Annotated in this window: 10 protein-coding genes; 7 read left to right on the forward strand and 3 right to left on the reverse strand. The window is 45.0% G+C overall.

What is annotated here, in order from left to right:
- Positions 1-89: 89 nt before the first annotated feature.
- The 5 genes from AOT11_RS18175 to AOT11_RS18195 are packed head-to-tail and all read left to right on the forward strand — an operon-like array spanning position 90 to position 10599.
- Positions 90-1793 (forward strand): type I restriction-modification system subunit M, encoded by a 1704-nt coding sequence (locus tag AOT11_RS18175; protein ID WP_017421385.1) that lies wholly within the window; start codon positions 90-92, stop codon positions 1791-1793.
- Positions 1783-3078: a restriction endonuclease subunit S gene (locus AOT11_RS18180; RefSeq protein ID WP_017421386.1), complete on the forward strand. Its 1296-nt coding sequence runs from the start codon at positions 1783-1785 to the stop codon at positions 3076-3078. Before AOT11_RS18175 ends, AOT11_RS18180 begins: the two co-directional genes overlap by 11 nt.
- Entirely contained in the window at positions 3075-5843 is a 2769-nt protein-coding gene (locus tag AOT11_RS18185) for an AAA family ATPase (protein WP_017421387.1), read from the forward strand. Before AOT11_RS18180 ends, AOT11_RS18185 begins: the two co-directional genes overlap by 4 nt.
- A 29-nt stretch (positions 5844-5872) precedes the next feature.
- On the forward strand, positions 5873-7327 hold the full coding sequence (locus tag AOT11_RS18190) for a DUF7017 domain-containing protein (protein WP_017421388.1): 1455 nt from the start codon (positions 5873-5875) through the stop codon (positions 7325-7327).
- A 14-nt stretch (positions 7328-7341) separates the two neighbouring features.
- The gene (locus AOT11_RS18195) at positions 7342-10599 is read left to right on the forward strand and encodes a type I restriction endonuclease subunit R (RefSeq protein ID WP_017421389.1); all 3258 of its coding nucleotides are present in this window, start codon (positions 7342-7344) and stop codon (positions 10597-10599) included.
- A gap of 224 nt (positions 10600-10823) precedes the next feature.
- Here AOT11_RS18195 and AOT11_RS18200 read toward each other — a convergent pair whose 3' ends face one another.
- The gene (locus AOT11_RS18200; RefSeq protein ID WP_026050506.1) at positions 10824-11513 is read right to left on the reverse strand and encodes an MOSC domain-containing protein; all 690 of its coding nucleotides are present in this window, start codon (positions 11511-11513) and stop codon (positions 10824-10826) included.
- A 45-nt stretch (positions 11514-11558) separates the two neighbouring features.
- Complete coding sequence (locus AOT11_RS18205; RefSeq protein WP_026050507.1) at positions 11559-11801, reverse strand: hypothetical protein; 243 nt, start codon at positions 11799-11801, stop codon at positions 11559-11561.
- Between the two features lie 84 nt (positions 11802-11885).
- On the opposite strand from AOT11_RS18205, the gene AOT11_RS18210 reads away from it, so the two are divergent.
- Positions 11886-12704, forward strand: a complete 819-nt coding sequence (locus AOT11_RS18210) for an AraC family transcriptional regulator (RefSeq protein ID WP_017421391.1) — start codon at positions 11886-11888, stop codon at positions 12702-12704.
- Positions 12705-12765: 61 nt separating this feature from the next.
- On the opposite strand, the gene AOT11_RS18215 is transcribed toward AOT11_RS18210, so the two are convergent.
- Positions 12766-13461: a VC0807 family protein gene (locus AOT11_RS18215; protein WP_015728402.1), complete on the reverse strand. Its 696-nt coding sequence runs from the start codon at positions 13459-13461 to the stop codon at positions 12766-12768.
- A 380-nt stretch (positions 13462-13841) separates the two neighbouring features.
- Between AOT11_RS18215 and AOT11_RS18220 the strand changes: the two genes are divergently transcribed.
- A complete protein-coding gene (locus AOT11_RS18220; RefSeq protein WP_017421392.1) occupies positions 13842-15641 on the forward strand; it encodes a hypothetical protein in 1800 nt (599 codons plus the stop codon).
- Positions 15642-15652: the final 11 nt, after the last annotated feature.

Here is a 15652-nt window from a genome sequence, read left to right on the forward strand (position 1 = left end):
AAATCCCTATTAAGTAAGGCAGAAATCAGTGAAAACCCCATGGTTACTGGTAGAATGCACGCAATATTTTCGAATCAAAGAAAACCGAAATGAACCAACAAGAACAACTATTCCTGAAAGAGCTTGAAAGCAAGCTCTGGACTGCGGCAGACAAGCTGCGCTCAACGTTAGATGCAGCACAATACAAACACGCCGTACTTGGCTTAATCTTCGTTAAATACGTTTCTGATGCGTTTAAGCTGCGTCAGGAAGAGATCAAAGCAGACCTTGCTAACCCAGATCACGAATACTATCTAGATCCAGCCGACTTCTCAGAAGAAGAGTTGGCAGCCGAGATCGCCGTTGAACTTGAGCAACGCGACTTCTACACCGAGAAGAACGTATTCTGGCTACCAACCGAATCTCGCTGGCAGTTCTTACAAGATAACGGCCCACGAGTGATTGGTGGTGCTGATCTTGAGATCGACGGTAAGGTGAAGAAAATCACTTCGGTTGGTCACCTGATTGATAACGCACTTGAGGGCATCGAACGCGATAACCCGAAGCTGAAAGGTGTATTGAATAAGTCATACTCTGCTTTGAAGATTGACCAAGCTAAGCTAAATGAGCTAATCAACCTGATTGCTACCATTCCGTTCGATCACAACTCTCTAAACAGTAAAGATATTCTTGGTCACGTATACGAATACATGCTTGGTCAGTTTGCTCTGGCTGAGGGTAAAAAAGGTGGTCAGTTCTACACGCCAGCGTCCATCGTATCGCTGATTGTTGAAATGATTGAGCCGTTTGAAGGCCGTGTGTATGACCCTGCAATGGGCAGCGGCGGTTTCTTTGTGCAATCAGAAAAGTTCATTGAGCGCAGAGCGAATCAAAAAGAAATCGACCCGCTGACGCAAAAGCGAAAGATCTCTATCTACGGTCAGGAATACAACCACACCACATGGCAGCTAGCAGCGATGAACATGGCGATCCGTGGTTTGGATTACGACTTTGGTAAAGAGCCTGCCAGTACTTACACCAACGTTCAGCACCCTGATTTACGTGCCGACTTCATCATGGCGAACCCACCGTTCAACATGAAAGAGTGGAACACAGGCGTAGATGATAACGACCCTCGCTTTAAATACGGTAAACCGCCAGCAGGTAACGCGAACTTTGCGTGGATGCAGCACATGCTTCACCACCTAGCGCCAGATGGTTCTCAAGCGTTACTACTAGCAAATGGCTCAATGAGTTCAACCACCAACAACGAGGGTGAAATTCGTAAAGCGCTTATCGAGAACGATCTTATCGAGTGCATGGTGGCACTACCGGGTCAACTGTTTACCAATACCCAGATCCCTGCGTGTATTTGGTTCCTAACTAAGAATAAAACCGCTCGCACTGATAAAGCGGGTCGTAAACTTCGTGATCGTAAAGGTGAAGTGCTGTTTATTGATGCGCGTAACCTTGGCTACATGAAAGACCGCGTTCTGCGTGATTTCACTCGTGATGATATTCAGAAAGTCGCTGACCTTTACCACGCTTGGAAAACTGGTGCAGAAGTGAATGGCATCACTTACCAAGAGCAAGCTGGTTTCTGTAAATCAGCAACCCTAGCAGACATCATCAAGCATGATTTTGTGTTAACTCCGGGACGTTACGTTGGAGCAACTGAAGAGCTAGATGACGGCATTCCATTTGGTGAGAAGATGGCAGCGCTAACCGCTAAGTTGAGCGAGCAGTTCGCTGAGTCAGCAACGCTAGAAGCGGAGATCAAGAAGAACCTAGCGGGGTTAGGTTATGCAATCTAATTGGTCAATTGTCGCATTGAGCGATGTACTTGAAACCATTATTGACTACCGTGGAAAAACTCCGCCAAAATCTAAAGACGGTATCGCCGTGCTTACCGCCGCTAGTGTGAAGGATGGCCGCGTACTGAAGGATAAAGTTTCTTATATTTCTCAGGAAACGTACGAAAAAGTCACCACTAGAGGTTTCCCAAAAAAGGGGGATGTACTAATTACAACCGAAGCTCCCGTTGGCGAGGTGGCTCCATTTCCAGTAGATAAAACTTATCATATCACCCGTCGCATCATGGCTTTAAGAGGACAGTCTGATGTGATCGATTCTGATTTTCTTTTGTATGCTCTTTTAGGCCCTAACAATCAATCTCAACTAAAAGCATGTATTAGAGGATCAACAGTACCTAGAGTATTGAAAACTGATATTACAGGGTTGAAATTTCCTCTCCCTCCTTTGCTTATTCAAAAGCAAATTGGTCGATTTTTAGCTTCAGTTGATGAGAAAATCCACCTAAATAATCAAACCAACCAAACTCTAGAACAAATGGCGCAAGCTATCTTTAAGTCATGGTTTGTCGACTTCGATCCAGTCAAAGCCAAGATGAATGGTGAACAACCGGAGGGTATGGATGCGGCTACCGCCTCGCTATTCCCAGAAAAGCTAGATAGCGAAACTGGTATTCCTGTTGGCTGGAGTCAGGGCGTGATTGCAGATATTGCCAAAGTCAATGCGAAGTCATGGACAAAGAAAAACCAACCCGAACAAGTTCACTATGTTGACCTAGCAAACACAAAAAATGGTGTAATTGAAACAGTCACAAGTTATGACTTCAGTGAAGCGCCATCACGAGCGAGAAGAATCTTGAACTCTGGGGATACCATTGTTGGCACTGTTCGTCCGGGAAATCGATCTTTTGCATTTATCGGTGATACAGAACAACCACTTACAGGTAGCACAGGCTTTGCTGTTTTATCGCCAAAAGAAGAGTGTTGGACATCGTTTGTTTACCTAGCTACTACCAATGATGACTCTATTGACGAGTATGCTCGTTTAGCTGATGGTGGTGCGTACCCTGCAATTAAACCCGTAGTTGTTGCCGATACTCCATGTGTAATCCCTACAACAGATATTGCTCAAAAATTCTGGCAGCTTACAGGAGCGATGTTGAAGAAAGCTCATCAAAATCGCCTTGAGAATGAAGAACTGGCTAAGCTACGTGACACATTGCTTCCTAAATTGCTTTCGGGCGAAATCGAGTTAGGGCTTAATGAGGCAGTGGAGCTTGAAGCATGAGTTTCTTCGCCTATCGTGCTGCGCCTTTTGAGTTTACCCACGAAAATAAAGTGTTCAATCGCCTTTATGATTTGTTGTATCAAGCATGGGGAAACCGAGATGAATCGCTACATTTGATCGGGAATGTTTATGTTGCAGGGCGTCCAGTAGATGCCCTTGTGATTAAGCATAATGCCATTGTTGTGATTGATTTTAAGGACTACGGCGGCGAGATTGCTTTCAGTGAAAATGGTCGTTGGATGGCTGGTGACGTTACTGTAAAAGGTGGCGGCAGTGTTAACCCGTACCAGCAAATTCGCAATAACAAGTTCTCTTTGCTGAACTACCTTCAAGAGCAAGTGACGTTTCAATCTGAGCCGAATCTTGGGCATATTGCTGGCTTGTGCCTCTTTCATCAAGACATCCATTTTGATGAGAAGCAATTGCCATCAGGAATTAGTCGATGGTTCCATGTTGCAGATGTGGCGCATTCGGTAAGAACACTAGAGTCGCTGGCAAGTCCGGCGATTAACTTGGCTCCATGGGAAATTGAACACATCATTGAAAAATTGGCAGTTTCGCGTTTTTACCCAGATGGAGAGGCAGTTAAAGTGAAGACTGGCGAGTCATTGAGAGAAAGAACCGAGCCAGTTGAGATTAATGATTGCTTTCAAGGTGTGGATTTAACCGAAGGGCAAAAGAATGCTATTGCGGGTATTGGTGCTTTTCTTTCTTCCAACGGTTTTGGAGGCTATATCCTCCATGGTTATGCAGGTACGGGTAAAACCTTTATTGCTAAAGGGATCGTTGACTTTGTTACGAGGCAAGGCAAGAGCTGCGTGCTGATGGCACCGACAGGTAAGGCAGCCAAGGTTATTGCAGAAAAAACGAACCATCATGCGTCGACAATTCACAAAGCGATTTACGACTACTCAGATGCTTTTGATGATGACTCTGAAGCTCATGTACCTGTTGCCACCATAAAGCCAAATAATGACGGCACAGACACGGTTTATATCGTAGACGAATCCTCGATGCTGTCTGATGTGTTCTCTGGCACTGATAATATTCAGTTTGGCTCAGGCTATTTATTACGAGACTTGCTTATGTACGTCCGTGATGGTGGTCAACAAGCACAACGTAAAATTATTTTCATTGGTGATGATGCCCAGTTGCCCCCTGTTGGTATGCGTAGCTCTCCTGCATTAGATGCCAATTATTTGCGTGAGAAGTACGCATTACCATTAGCCGAATCAACCTTAGAGGAAGTCGTACGTCAAAAAGCGGGGAGCGGTGTCATGGATAACGCATTGGTATTAAGGCATGCGTTAGACACTGATACTTTCAATGAACTTGATTTTAATACGACAAAAGCGGATATCGAGTCGTTGTCTTCTGATGTATTTATCGAACGCTACATGGCTCTGTGTGAAAAGCAGATTTCGAAAACAAAAGAGGTGGTGATAGTCGCTCACTCTAATGCACAAGTTGATTCTTATAATCGCCGTTGCAGAGAGATCTTTTTCCCTAACCACTCAACGTTATGTGCAGGAGATAAAGTCATAGCTGTAGCAAACCATTATCGAAATGATATCACTGTGACTAATGGTGAATTTGGTTTGGTGCGCCAGTTGTTGTCAGAACCAGAATCTAGGGTTGTTACTTTTAACAAAAAGCTAGAAGACAAAAGTACTGAAAAGGTGACTGTTAACCTAACATTTCGTGATGTGGAAATTCTTTTCCGTGATGAAAGCGGCTCTCCAATTTCGGTCACAGGCAAAGTTGTTGAACACTTACTTTATAATGATAAGGCGTCGTTAACCTCAGATGAAAGCAAAGCATTATACGTCGATTTTTTGAATCGTAATCCGCATTTACAACGAAAAGGGATGAGCGATGAGCGTAAGCAAGCTCTGAAAGATGATCCTTACTTTAATGCATTTAAAGTCAAATTTGGTTATGCGATTACATGTCATAAAGCGCAGGGCAGTGAGTGGCAACATGTATTAGTGAATTGTTATTCCCCTTATCAGAAAACGTTATCTCGTGATTATTTTCGTTGGCTGTATACCGCTATCACTCGTACTGCCCAGAAGCTGTATGTACTTAATGAGCCGACGGTTCGAATTGGTGAAAAACCTGATATTGTGGGTGACACAAGTTGGATGAACGAAAGTGACTCAATAAGACCAATAGATGTCCCCACCAATTCAGTGGAGCTTGTACTAGAAGGTTTTGATATCGATTTGGACTCTTCTCTTGGTCATCTTTACAAGAAAGTACAACTCTCTATTGGTGACAGCGGAATCAAGCTCACTGACATTCAACATTTTCCGTATAGAGAACGGTACATGTTCACGGCAGACAACCAATTTGCTGACGTTGAGTTTATCTATAACGGTAAGAATGTCGTATCAAAGGTTAATGTTCGTGGAACGGGTTTGCTCGCAACCATGTTACAAACATTGCTAGTGCCACTCGAAGGTATGGTGATGTCTACCTATAAACAAAATCAACATGATAAGGCATTTGATTTTTTAGATGATCATCTTGAAGTATTTCATAAGCGTGTTGTAGAAGTTTTCTCTGCTCATGAAATAGCAGTAGCCGAACTCTCGCAGAACCAGTGGGTACAACGATATACATTTGCAAATAATGGTGAAACGGCAGTCATCGACTTCCATTACAACGGCAAAAAACAATTTAAAAAAGTGACGCCATTAGTCAATCTTAGTAGCTCTAAGTCTTTGCTGTCTCAGGCAGTACGGATTTGGAGCGAAGCGTAATTAAGTAAAAATATAGAGCTGAATTTTCAATGTCAGAACAACCATTTCGTACTGTTACAAACTTGCGCAAAGCAGGTAATTTACAAGAAGCATGGAATGTCGGCTTTGCTGCATTAGAACACTCCCCGCAAGATGCGTATCTCAAAGGTGCATTATTTTGGGTGTGTTATGAATTTATCAAGCAGCAACAAGAAAGAATTTCGAAACGCGCAGCTTCTTCGAATAACTTTAGACCTAGCGACTTTGAATTTGAGCGTATAGAAAACTTGCTTCAAACCATCGTGAGTTTTGATATTCCAACGGGCGGGTTGGAATATAAGATGCTGCTAGTTCAATTCAAAAAGAATCTTGAGTGGTTCCCAAGCCTAGTTAACTTGGTGCTGCACCATCAAAGCGCGTTGTTTGATGATGAAAGCAAAAAACCTTTTCAAGCCGAGAAAGGAGAAGTTCCTAGTTTAATGCTATCTACGGCTCGTCAAGTTGCTAGCGCTTGGCTACGTGCTCGTGAGTTTTGGCAACTCGATCTTAATCAGGTTTTGGGGTTTATCAATCAAACGCGTCAGCAAGTGGCAGATACGAAACACTTGATTTGGCTCGACTACGATCAATCAAAATGTTTGATTGTATCTGGTCAATATGAACAAGCTCGCGAACTATTGTTGCCAATCCTGCGAAAAAAACAGAAAGAAGCATGGGCTTGGGGAGCATTGGCCGCAACCTATCAAAAGCAAGACCGTAGCTTAGCACTGAAGTTTTTTGCAAAGGGAATCGTCTCTGCTCATGATGTCACATTCAGTTTAAAGCTGCTTCAGGGGGCGATCCCGCTGTTGCTTGCTAATCAGCAACCTACAGAAGCGTCAATGTGCTTAAAGACAGCGTTGCAGGCATACCAAAGTAATGGCTGGAAAGTAAAGCCAGAGCTTGAACAGTTGATGAATCAACCATGGTACGACGCCAGTGTAGATGAAAATGAACTGAAAGCGTTTTTAAAATCACTTTGTCGAGATGCCATTGAATATCTTCATGGCCCAACCGAGAAAGTCATTGGCGTTATCGAGAACATTCATAAGTCTGAAAAAGGCTTTCAAGTTTTTGTGAATAAATCCACCACATGGTCTGTCCGCATGGGCATACACAAAAGTAGTCTGAAACCTCAAGCGGGTGACTATGTTGAGTTGTCACTCTCTATGAATGGCACTGAGAAAGAGGTGATAGCGTCAGTTCCGTGCCAGTCTGTTGAACTTGCGGATGTTGGCACTATTGAAGGTGAACTTCGCATTGCTCCGAAAGGCTTTGGGTTCGTAGAAGATACGTTTGTTCCGCCTTTTGTTATTGGTGATATCGCTAATGGATCACGTGTAACGGTATTACGCATTATGGCGTGGGATAAAACGAAAGCTCGTCATAACTGGAAAGCAATCAAACTTGAACAGGTTGAGGTTGTATCAACATTAATGCCTGATTTTGATGATATTCCATTCTGAGTGGTATGTATTGAATGAAAATTACAGAAGACCAACTAGAGCAGCTCTGCCTTGACTGGTTTACCGACCAAGGCTACCTATACAAAAATGGCTACGACATCGCCCCTGATGGCGATTCACCAGAGCGTGATGATTACCACCAAGTTGTGTTGAAACAGCGCTTACTGGAGCGTTTAGAGGTGTTGAACCCTGAATTGCCACAAGAGAGCTTGGATGTGGTGCTGAATACGGTCAGTACGCCAGACACGCCAGTGCTGATTAAAAGCAACCGCGCTTTCCACAAGTACCTAATTGAAGGTGTGCCTGTTGAGTACACTGTGTATGAAGACGGTGAAACCAAGACTAAGCACACTCATGCTCGCTTAATGGATTTTACCAATCCAGATAACAACGAGTTTCTGGTGGTGAATCAGTTCACCATTACAGGTAAAAAAGGCAATCGTCGCCCAGATGTGGTGGTGTTCATCAATGGTTTGCCTATTGCGGTTATCGAGCTGAAAAACCCTGCCGACGAACATGCGGACATTTGGCATGCTTACAACCAGCTTCAAACCTATAAAGATGAAATCCCAGATCTGTTCGTTTTCAACGAATCTTTGGTGGTGAGTGATGGCTGGACAGCGCGTGTTGGCTCTCTCACCGCAAACAAAGAACGTTTTTTGCCTTGGAAAACCGTCTCAGGTGAAGATGACAAACCACTTTGGGATTACCAGCTTGAAACCATGGTTAAGGGTTTCTTCAAGCCTGATTTGCTGCTTGATTACATTCGTTACTTTGTCTTGTTCGAAACCGACAACGACACCGTTATCAAGAAAATTGCTGGTTACCACCAATTCCACGCCGTGCGAGCGGCTGTCGAGGCCACCGTACGTGCAAAACAAGCCGATGGCGAACTGCCTTTAGTTGCTGAAAGCATGGGGCAGTACCAAGTTCAAGCGACAAAAGGCTTAGATAAAATCAAGCCCGGCAGTGGTAAAGCGGGTGTGGTTTGGCATACGCAAGGCAGTGGTAAAAGTATCTCTATGGTTTGCTACGCAAGTAAACTATTGCAACAGCCTGCGATGAACAACCCAACGATTGTGGTGGTGACAGACCGCAATGATCTTGATGGTCAGCTTTTTAATACCTTTGGTATGGCGCATGAAACGCTTAAGCAAGTGCCATCGCAAGCGGACGGTCGTGATAAGCTGCGTGAATTGCTGCTCTCTCGTCAGTCTGGCGGCATCATCTTTACCACAATCCAGAAGTTTGCCCTACTTGCAGAAGAAACAGAGCACCCAGTGCTATCAACGCGTGCCAACATCGTAGTGGTATCGGATGAAGCGCACCGCAGTCAGTACGGCAACAAATCAAAGTTGGTGGACGTGAAAGACGCTAACGGCAATGTCATCTCTCAAAAGTTTGTCTATGGTTACTCCAAGTACATGCGTGATGCGCTGCCAAATGCATCGTTCATTGGCTTTACGGGAACACCCATTGCTATGGATGACAAAGACACCCGTGGCGTATTTGGTGAGTACGTTTCTATCTATGATATTCAAGATGCGGTCGATGATGGTGCTACGGTGCCAATCTACTATGAGTCTCGCTTAGCCAAGCTTGATATCAACCAAGCTGAAATCGAGCAGCTTAATGACCAAATCGAAGATGAGATTGGTGAGGATGAAGAGACTGCGAGCCGCGAGAAAATCAAATCTCAATGGGCAACGCTTGAAAAGCTTGTTGGCGCAGAGCCTCGAATCCAGCAAGTAGCTCAGGACTTGGTTAATCACTTTACCACGCGTACCGAAACGTTTCCCGGCAAAGCCATGATTGTGGCGATGAGTCGTGAAATCTGTGTCGATCTCTACAATGCGATTGTTGCGATTAAACCAGAATGGCACAACGATGATCCCGCTAAAGGCGCTATCAAAATTGTCATGACAGGCAGCGCATCTGACAAAGCTAAGATGCAGCCACACATCCATGATAAGAAAACCAAGAAGCTCTTTGAAGCCCGATACAAAGATACTAGCGACGAGCTAAAGTTGGTGATTGTACGTGATATGTGGCTAACAGGCTTTGATGCGCCGTGTTGCCATACCATGTATGTCGATAAGCCAATGAAAGGTCACAACCTGATGCAGGCTATCGCACGCGTAAACCGCGTTTTTAAAGATAAACCGGGCGGTCTGGTAGTTGATTATATCGGGATCGCCAATGAGCTGAAAAACGCACTCAAAACCTACACCAATAGCCAAGGTAAAGGGCAACCAACAGTCGATACTGCCGAAGCCTTTTCCGTGCTGATGGAAAAGGTTGATATCGTTCGCGGCATGTTTGCGACTCCAGTTGATGGTAAGGTATTTAACTACCGTCCTGACTTCGAAACCGAGGCTTTACGCTTACTGCCCGGTGCGGTAAACCACCTATCTGGTTTGTCACATACCGATAGCAAAGGTAAAGAAGTGCGCGATGGCAAACGTCGATTCCTAGATGTGATGGCTGCGCTGGGTAAAGCGTACTCGTTGTGTAACACCATGGATGAAACGCGTGGTTACAAGAACGAAATCGCCTTCTACTCTGCGATTAAAGCTGCGTTCATGAAGCATTCTACTGTTGATAAAAAGCGTACAGATGAAGAGCGCAATACGGCTTTGAAGCAGATCCTCGATAATGCGGTGATTGCTGATGGTGTCGATGACATTTTCTCAATGGTTGGTTTAGATAAGCCTAACATCGGTTTGCTTTCTGAAGAGTTCTTAGAAGATGTAAAGAACATGAAGGAGAAAAACCTTGCTGTTGAGTTGCTTGAGAAGCTTCTGCGTGATGAAGTCAAAGCGCGGATGAAAAACGATGTGGTGCAAGAGAAAAAATACTCAGACCGCATTTTGACGACACTAAACAAGTACCACAACCGTAGCATCGAAACCGCTCAGGTCATTGAAGAACTGATCCAGTGGGCGAAAGAGATGCAGGAAGATGCGGAGCTACTTGATAAGCTGAACCTTTCTGTGGATGAGATGGCGTTCTACCGTGCTTTGGTTGAAAACGAGTCTTCAGTACGTGAGCTTGGCGATGATGCTTTGCGTAACTTAGCGATTGAGTTAACAGGTCAGCTTCGTAAATCAGCCACGGTTGACTGGCAGAAGCGAGAAAGCGTCCGCGCCCGTATGCGCAACCTAGTACGCCGACTGCTGCGCCGCTGGAAGTACCCACCGGATGCGGCAGAGGAAGCTATCAAGCTTGTTCTTGAACAAGCAGAAGTGCTGGCTGACGGTTGGTATAAGTAAATATAAAGGCAAGGTTGATACCTTGCCTTTTGCATATTTATGCCATCCAGACGGTTTCTTGTGATTTATGAAAGTTTCATTAGCCATATATGAGCTAATGGTTTGGGTGCTATCCGGTGCCGTAGCTCTAAATGATAAATGCCCAAAAACGTTTGCCATCTTACTATCCCTCATCAATGAAGGCTCGCTTGCTTCGAGCCTTCATCATGCGGTTATCGAGTTGGTTAGGCTGTTGGGCCAACTAAGCGCATTTCCCAATCTTCGACTTTGCCGGTTTCTAGGCGGCGTTCGACAAGTTTGCCCCAAGATTCAACCAATGGCAGTTCTGCCAGTTGGCTAAGCTCATTTTTATCCAGACAGCCAGTAAACACCGCGCCCATGATGCGAGCTAGAGACCAGTCTGGATAAGGCCTTTCACACAGAATAATCTCGTCACCTGCGCCGATATCGCCTTCTTCTAACACTCGGAAATACCAACCCGTTCGAAGCGTGTCTTGCAGCCTTCTCGCCATGTCGTTTTGCTCAAAGCGTACGTTGAGCTTCCAACAAGGCATGCGCCCTTGCGACACTTCTAGCAAGGTTGTGCCGATGCGGATTTTATCTTTCAAGCAAATTAAGGCTTCTGTTACGCCGCTTGAGCTGAGGTTCTCCCCAAACGCACCCGCAGATTGGAAAATCGCTTTGTTACCCAGTTCTTGCTGCCAAACTGGGTAGTGTTCGCTTGGGTAAATATGAAGGGCTTTTTGAATGCCGCCATGAAAGCGCGGATCGCCTTGCTCGTCATTGGTGAAACCCAGTTCAGTTGCGTGTAGACGCTGTGACATAACCTGTTTGTTAATCGCACTTTTCGTGCCATGCGCAAAGGCAACGGTTTTTCCTGCTAATACGCTGTTAACGACGCCTAACTTCTTCATATTCTTCCCTTATTGCGTGAAATGGATTGGTCAAAAAAACCAAGGTTAACGCTCGCCCAATGAGGCAAATACCGGAATCGCTGCCAGTACTTCAATGCGCTTTTCTGTGCTTTTTAAGTAGCGTGTTTCGCTATCAGAAACCAACACATGGCGTTGATAACCTTCGGCTTTTGGAAACTTAGCCAATACGGTTTCGAGCAATTTTTCGCACTTGGCTGGGTTGATGTTATCAATCTCGACTTTGAATAAGAGTTGGTTTTCTTTGGATATTTCAACTTGATATCGCATACGTCGCACCTCACAGCTTCATTCACTTTGCCGAGCATGATAGCCTAGTGCACTTGTGTCAGAGTAGGGATGTAAGGACAGTTAATGATGCCAACCCGCCAAATCGATTCTCACACCGGTGTGATGACGTCTAATGAGATGATGTCCGCGAATCCCCATTCTCCTGCGCTGGTTAAAACCATCGACATGCCCAAAGGTTACATAGATGCGCTGCATCAACACACTTGGCATCAAGTCATTTTCCCGCTCAAAGGGCTTCTGCAAACCCAAACCGATCACTATCAGCACCTTGTGCCCCATACCTCTGCACTGTTTGTGCCTGCGGGCATTCAACATGAATCTATCGCGCTAAGTCATACCACGTTTGTTGGTATCTACCTCAATCCGGCTTTTGGAACCGAGTATCAGCATCAAGTGCGAACCATTACGCTAACGCCGTTTTTAAATGAGCTGCTACAGGAAATTCGCCGCCAATGCGAAGGGTTTGTGAATGATGGGGAAGTGTCGCGCTTGCTTGCGGTGCTGCATGACCAAATCATGAAAGACAACGTGCAGACGTTTCAGTTGCTGCTGCCAGAAGATCGGCGCTTAAAGCTGATATTTGAAGCGCTGACCGACACGCCAGCATTGGATTGGTCGTTAAAAGAGTGGGGTGAAAAAGTCGGCGCATCCGAGCGAACGTTGTCGCGCTTGTTTGCCAAAGAGTTCAACACGTCGTTTCAGCTATGGCGACAGCAAATTCGGCTGATCTATTCGCTCTCTTTGTTAGATGAAGAACTCTCTATTCAAAGCATTGCCGATCAAGTGGGTTATCAAAATGACTCTTCCTACATCAAGGCATTTAAAGCCTATTTTGACGTCACCCCACAACAGTTCCGCGTGACTGGTCGGCGAGGGCGGTAAGAATAAAAAAGGGATGGTTTTCACCATCCCGTTAGGTTCAGTAAACAATCCCACTTACAGATCATTTCGTATGAAAAATTTGCTCGGTTTCCAGTGATGTCATAGAGCGAATCTGGCGCCAAACGTAATAAAAAATACCAAACATCATCAACATGCTCGGAATGGCAATCACAGGGTAGCTGTATAAGGTCAGCTTACCGAGTTCCTCATTGAATTCCACGGTGCCTGCCGGGCTGGTGACAATCCAAGTGGCAAGGAAATAGTTCATCACAGAAGAAAAAGCAAAGGTACTGGCGAACAGGTAGTTGGACGACATTAAACAGCGCTCGAAGGCGTCTGTTTTGCCTCTTTCTTTGAGACGCTGGGTGATCAAATCAAGGTTCAATACGGTGTCGTTGAGCACCATCTTCTGCATTAACGGGTAGCGTGTAAAGGTCGAGCCAAATACCGCTAAGCCGATCAAACCTGGGATCAACGCTTCTTTTAGGGCGAGCCATTTTGTATCCAGTTCCAGCAAACCGATGCCGCCAGTCAGCAATACACTGACAAAGCCAAGGGCGGAGATGAAGTTGAATTTTTTATTACGGATCAGGTCCATGCCACCGTAAACAATGGGAAACAACAAGGCGACCACAAGGGCAAGCGCTGTTCCTAGGTGTTCTTCTCCGCTGAATTTCATCAAGATGAATGAAGGGACAAATACGTTAAAAAGGATCTCGACAAGGGGATTCGATTTTTTCGCCGTCGTGTTACTCATATTTTTCTGACTCTATGTTATCGGCTGCGATTTTACGTTGAGGGGCAGTGTTCCTTCCCCAACTCCAGATGTAAAGCGTTAATGTGCCAAGTTATGTAACGACTTATGAAATAAGTGAGTGAAAGCTCATTTAATTTTACGTTTGTGTGCTCGATTTTGCTCATTCTTGCTTCGTACGTCGTCTATTCGAACAGGTTAACAAGTGGGTGTAAAGTGCTCGCCGTGCGGTCGTGAATTTGAGATTAAATATTCAGTTACATATTGAAATATCAAAGAGTTATTAGTTTTAAGTAAGTCGTATTTTTCACGTTTATCTATCTGACGGTTTAGCTAAGTTAAATATAATTTTGCTGGATTTAGTTGGATAGGATATCAGGATTATGTATAGAACGACGTTGGCGTCATTGATCGCTTTGACATTGGTTGGTTGCGGTGGAGGAGGAGGCGGTTCTGACGCTGGCAATTCACTACGCGTGTTTACCACAACACCTTCAGTTCATGTTGAAGGGAACAGCATGAAATACACCTATGCGACCGTCGATATTGATTCTCGGGGTGTGGTAACCGATGGTAGCCAAATTTTCTTTGGTGTGATGGAGGATACGGGGGGATTATTACGCAACGCGGAACTTCAATTTGTCACAGAGCAAGCGGGTTACTATATGCTTGAATTTTACCCAGGTTACCTGTTTAAAGAGGGTGACAACACGAGCCAAGTCAGCTTAGCGTTTTGCTATGATTATTACTGTAATCAGCATGTTGCGGGTTCTCCAATCAAGGTCAATGTGAATTACGCGAATCCCTTGGATGAGCAGATTTCACTTTCTTCGGTTTCACCTCAAAATTTTGATAAAAGCGCGAGGTTGAATGAAACGGTATTGGATAACACGCCAGTGACGTTTTTTACGCAGTTGACGGGGCAGAATGCTGATCTCATCACCTTACGAAATCAAAATGATTACAAAGTCGCGAGCCACGTTGCAATGGAAGATCTCGGTAGCAATGTTTATCGTTTAACCGCCGATGTTCGTTTGCCAACGTCTTTGGGGGTGGGTAGCCATAGCGGCAGTTTGACCGTCGACGCCTGTTACGATGCAGATTGCCAATACCCAATTAAAGGCAGCCCGCTAACCATCCCGATGAACTATCAAGTGACGCCTCCGGTGTTTGCCGCAGATAGCCCTGCTGCGGTCAATGAATCTCAAGAGTTGCCATTTAAAGTGCGAGAAGCGAAACATGTTCCTGGGCTAGATATCATTGTCATGGTGTCTGATTCACCCACAAACGCAGTGTACGTATATGACATTGCCTCAAATACGACATTCAAATACCCACTGACCAGTGAGCCTAAAGATTTGTCTGTCGATTTGGTATCAACGCAAGGCCGTATAATCGTCGCGCACGACTATCAGGTCACTCAGATTGATTACAACCCAGACTATGCGGCAACGCCTTTGATCACCGTTCACAACACCAGCGTCGCTAATCCGATAGCAGTGGTGAAGAACGATCACGTTTATCTTGTCGATCGCCATGATGGCTTCTCTAAATATTCGCGCTTTAACCTAGAGAGTTCACACGAGACGTTTCTGCAAGATTCTATGTTACGCAGAATGTCAGTCTTTGAGTTGCACCCGAGTGGACACGGCATTTACTTCACTTCAACCGCGTTTTCACCACAAGACATTAGCCGCACCAACATCAATGAAGAGCGTGGTCTCGACTATCCTAGTGATTCGCCATATCACGGTGATTACGACATAGGGGGGAATTTCTGGTTCTCTTACGATGGCACAAAGCTGTATACCTCAACTGGTAGCATTTTTACCTTATCCAATAATCCGGAAGAAGATATGCGTTACGCAGGACGCTTACCTCTGATGGCCACTCCTGGGAATTATGGTACGGAGTATTCTTATGTCAGTTCTACCGCTCAAAACGAAACGGTGACGATCTTGGCAGATTCCTACCCAAGCTATACGGTGCGAAAGTTTGATACAGGCAGCATGACGGTAGAAAAAACCTTCCCTAAGACGGCTCGTACTATCGACAGCCGTATCGATAAAGTGATAGACGAAGAGCCAATCTACGCGTTTATCTCGGATCGTGGCTATGTCTATACCATTAAGGAAACCAACGATTTTCCAGATATGTACTACCGTTTGGAGCGTCTAGAATAAAAAGGTGACTT

Source organism: Vibrio vulnificus NBRC 15645 = ATCC 27562 (genome assembly GCF_002224265.1).
Classification (GTDB): Bacteria; Pseudomonadota; Gammaproteobacteria; order Enterobacterales; family Vibrionaceae; genus Vibrio; species Vibrio vulnificus.

What these genes read in the sequence shown, in the direction of transcription:
- AOT11_RS18175 (WP_017421385.1), top strand. Translation starts at nt 90, where the DNA reads ATGAACCAACAAGAACAACTATTCCTGAAAGAGCTTGAAAGCAAGCTC.
- AOT11_RS18180 (WP_017421386.1), top strand. Translation starts at nt 1,783, where the DNA reads ATGCAATCTAATTGGTCAATTGTCGCATTGAGCGATGTACTTGAAACC.
- AOT11_RS18185 (WP_017421387.1), top strand. Translation starts at nt 3,075, where the DNA reads ATGAGTTTCTTCGCCTATCGTGCTGCGCCTTTTGAGTTTACCCACGAA.
- AOT11_RS18190 (WP_017421388.1), top strand. Translation starts at nt 5,873, where the DNA reads ATGTCAGAACAACCATTTCGTACTGTTACAAACTTGCGCAAAGCAGGT.
- AOT11_RS18195 (WP_017421389.1), top strand. Translation starts at nt 7,342, where the DNA reads ATGAAAATTACAGAAGACCAACTAGAGCAGCTCTGCCTTGACTGGTTT.
- AOT11_RS18200 (WP_026050506.1), bottom strand. Translation starts at nt 11,513, where the DNA reads ATGAAGAAGTTAGGCGTCGTTAACAGCGTATTAGCAGGAAAAACCGTT.
- AOT11_RS18205 (WP_026050507.1), bottom strand. Translation starts at nt 11,801, where the DNA reads ATGCGATATCAAGTTGAAATATCCAAAGAAAACCAACTCTTATTCAAA.
- AOT11_RS18210 (WP_017421391.1), top strand. Translation starts at nt 11,886, where the DNA reads ATGATGCCAACCCGCCAAATCGATTCTCACACCGGTGTGATGACGTCT.
- AOT11_RS18215 (WP_015728402.1), bottom strand. Translation starts at nt 13,461, where the DNA reads ATGAGTAACACGACGGCGAAAAAATCGAATCCCCTTGTCGAGATCCTT.
- AOT11_RS18220 (WP_017421392.1), top strand. Translation starts at nt 13,842, where the DNA reads ATGTATAGAACGACGTTGGCGTCATTGATCGCTTTGACATTGGTTGGT.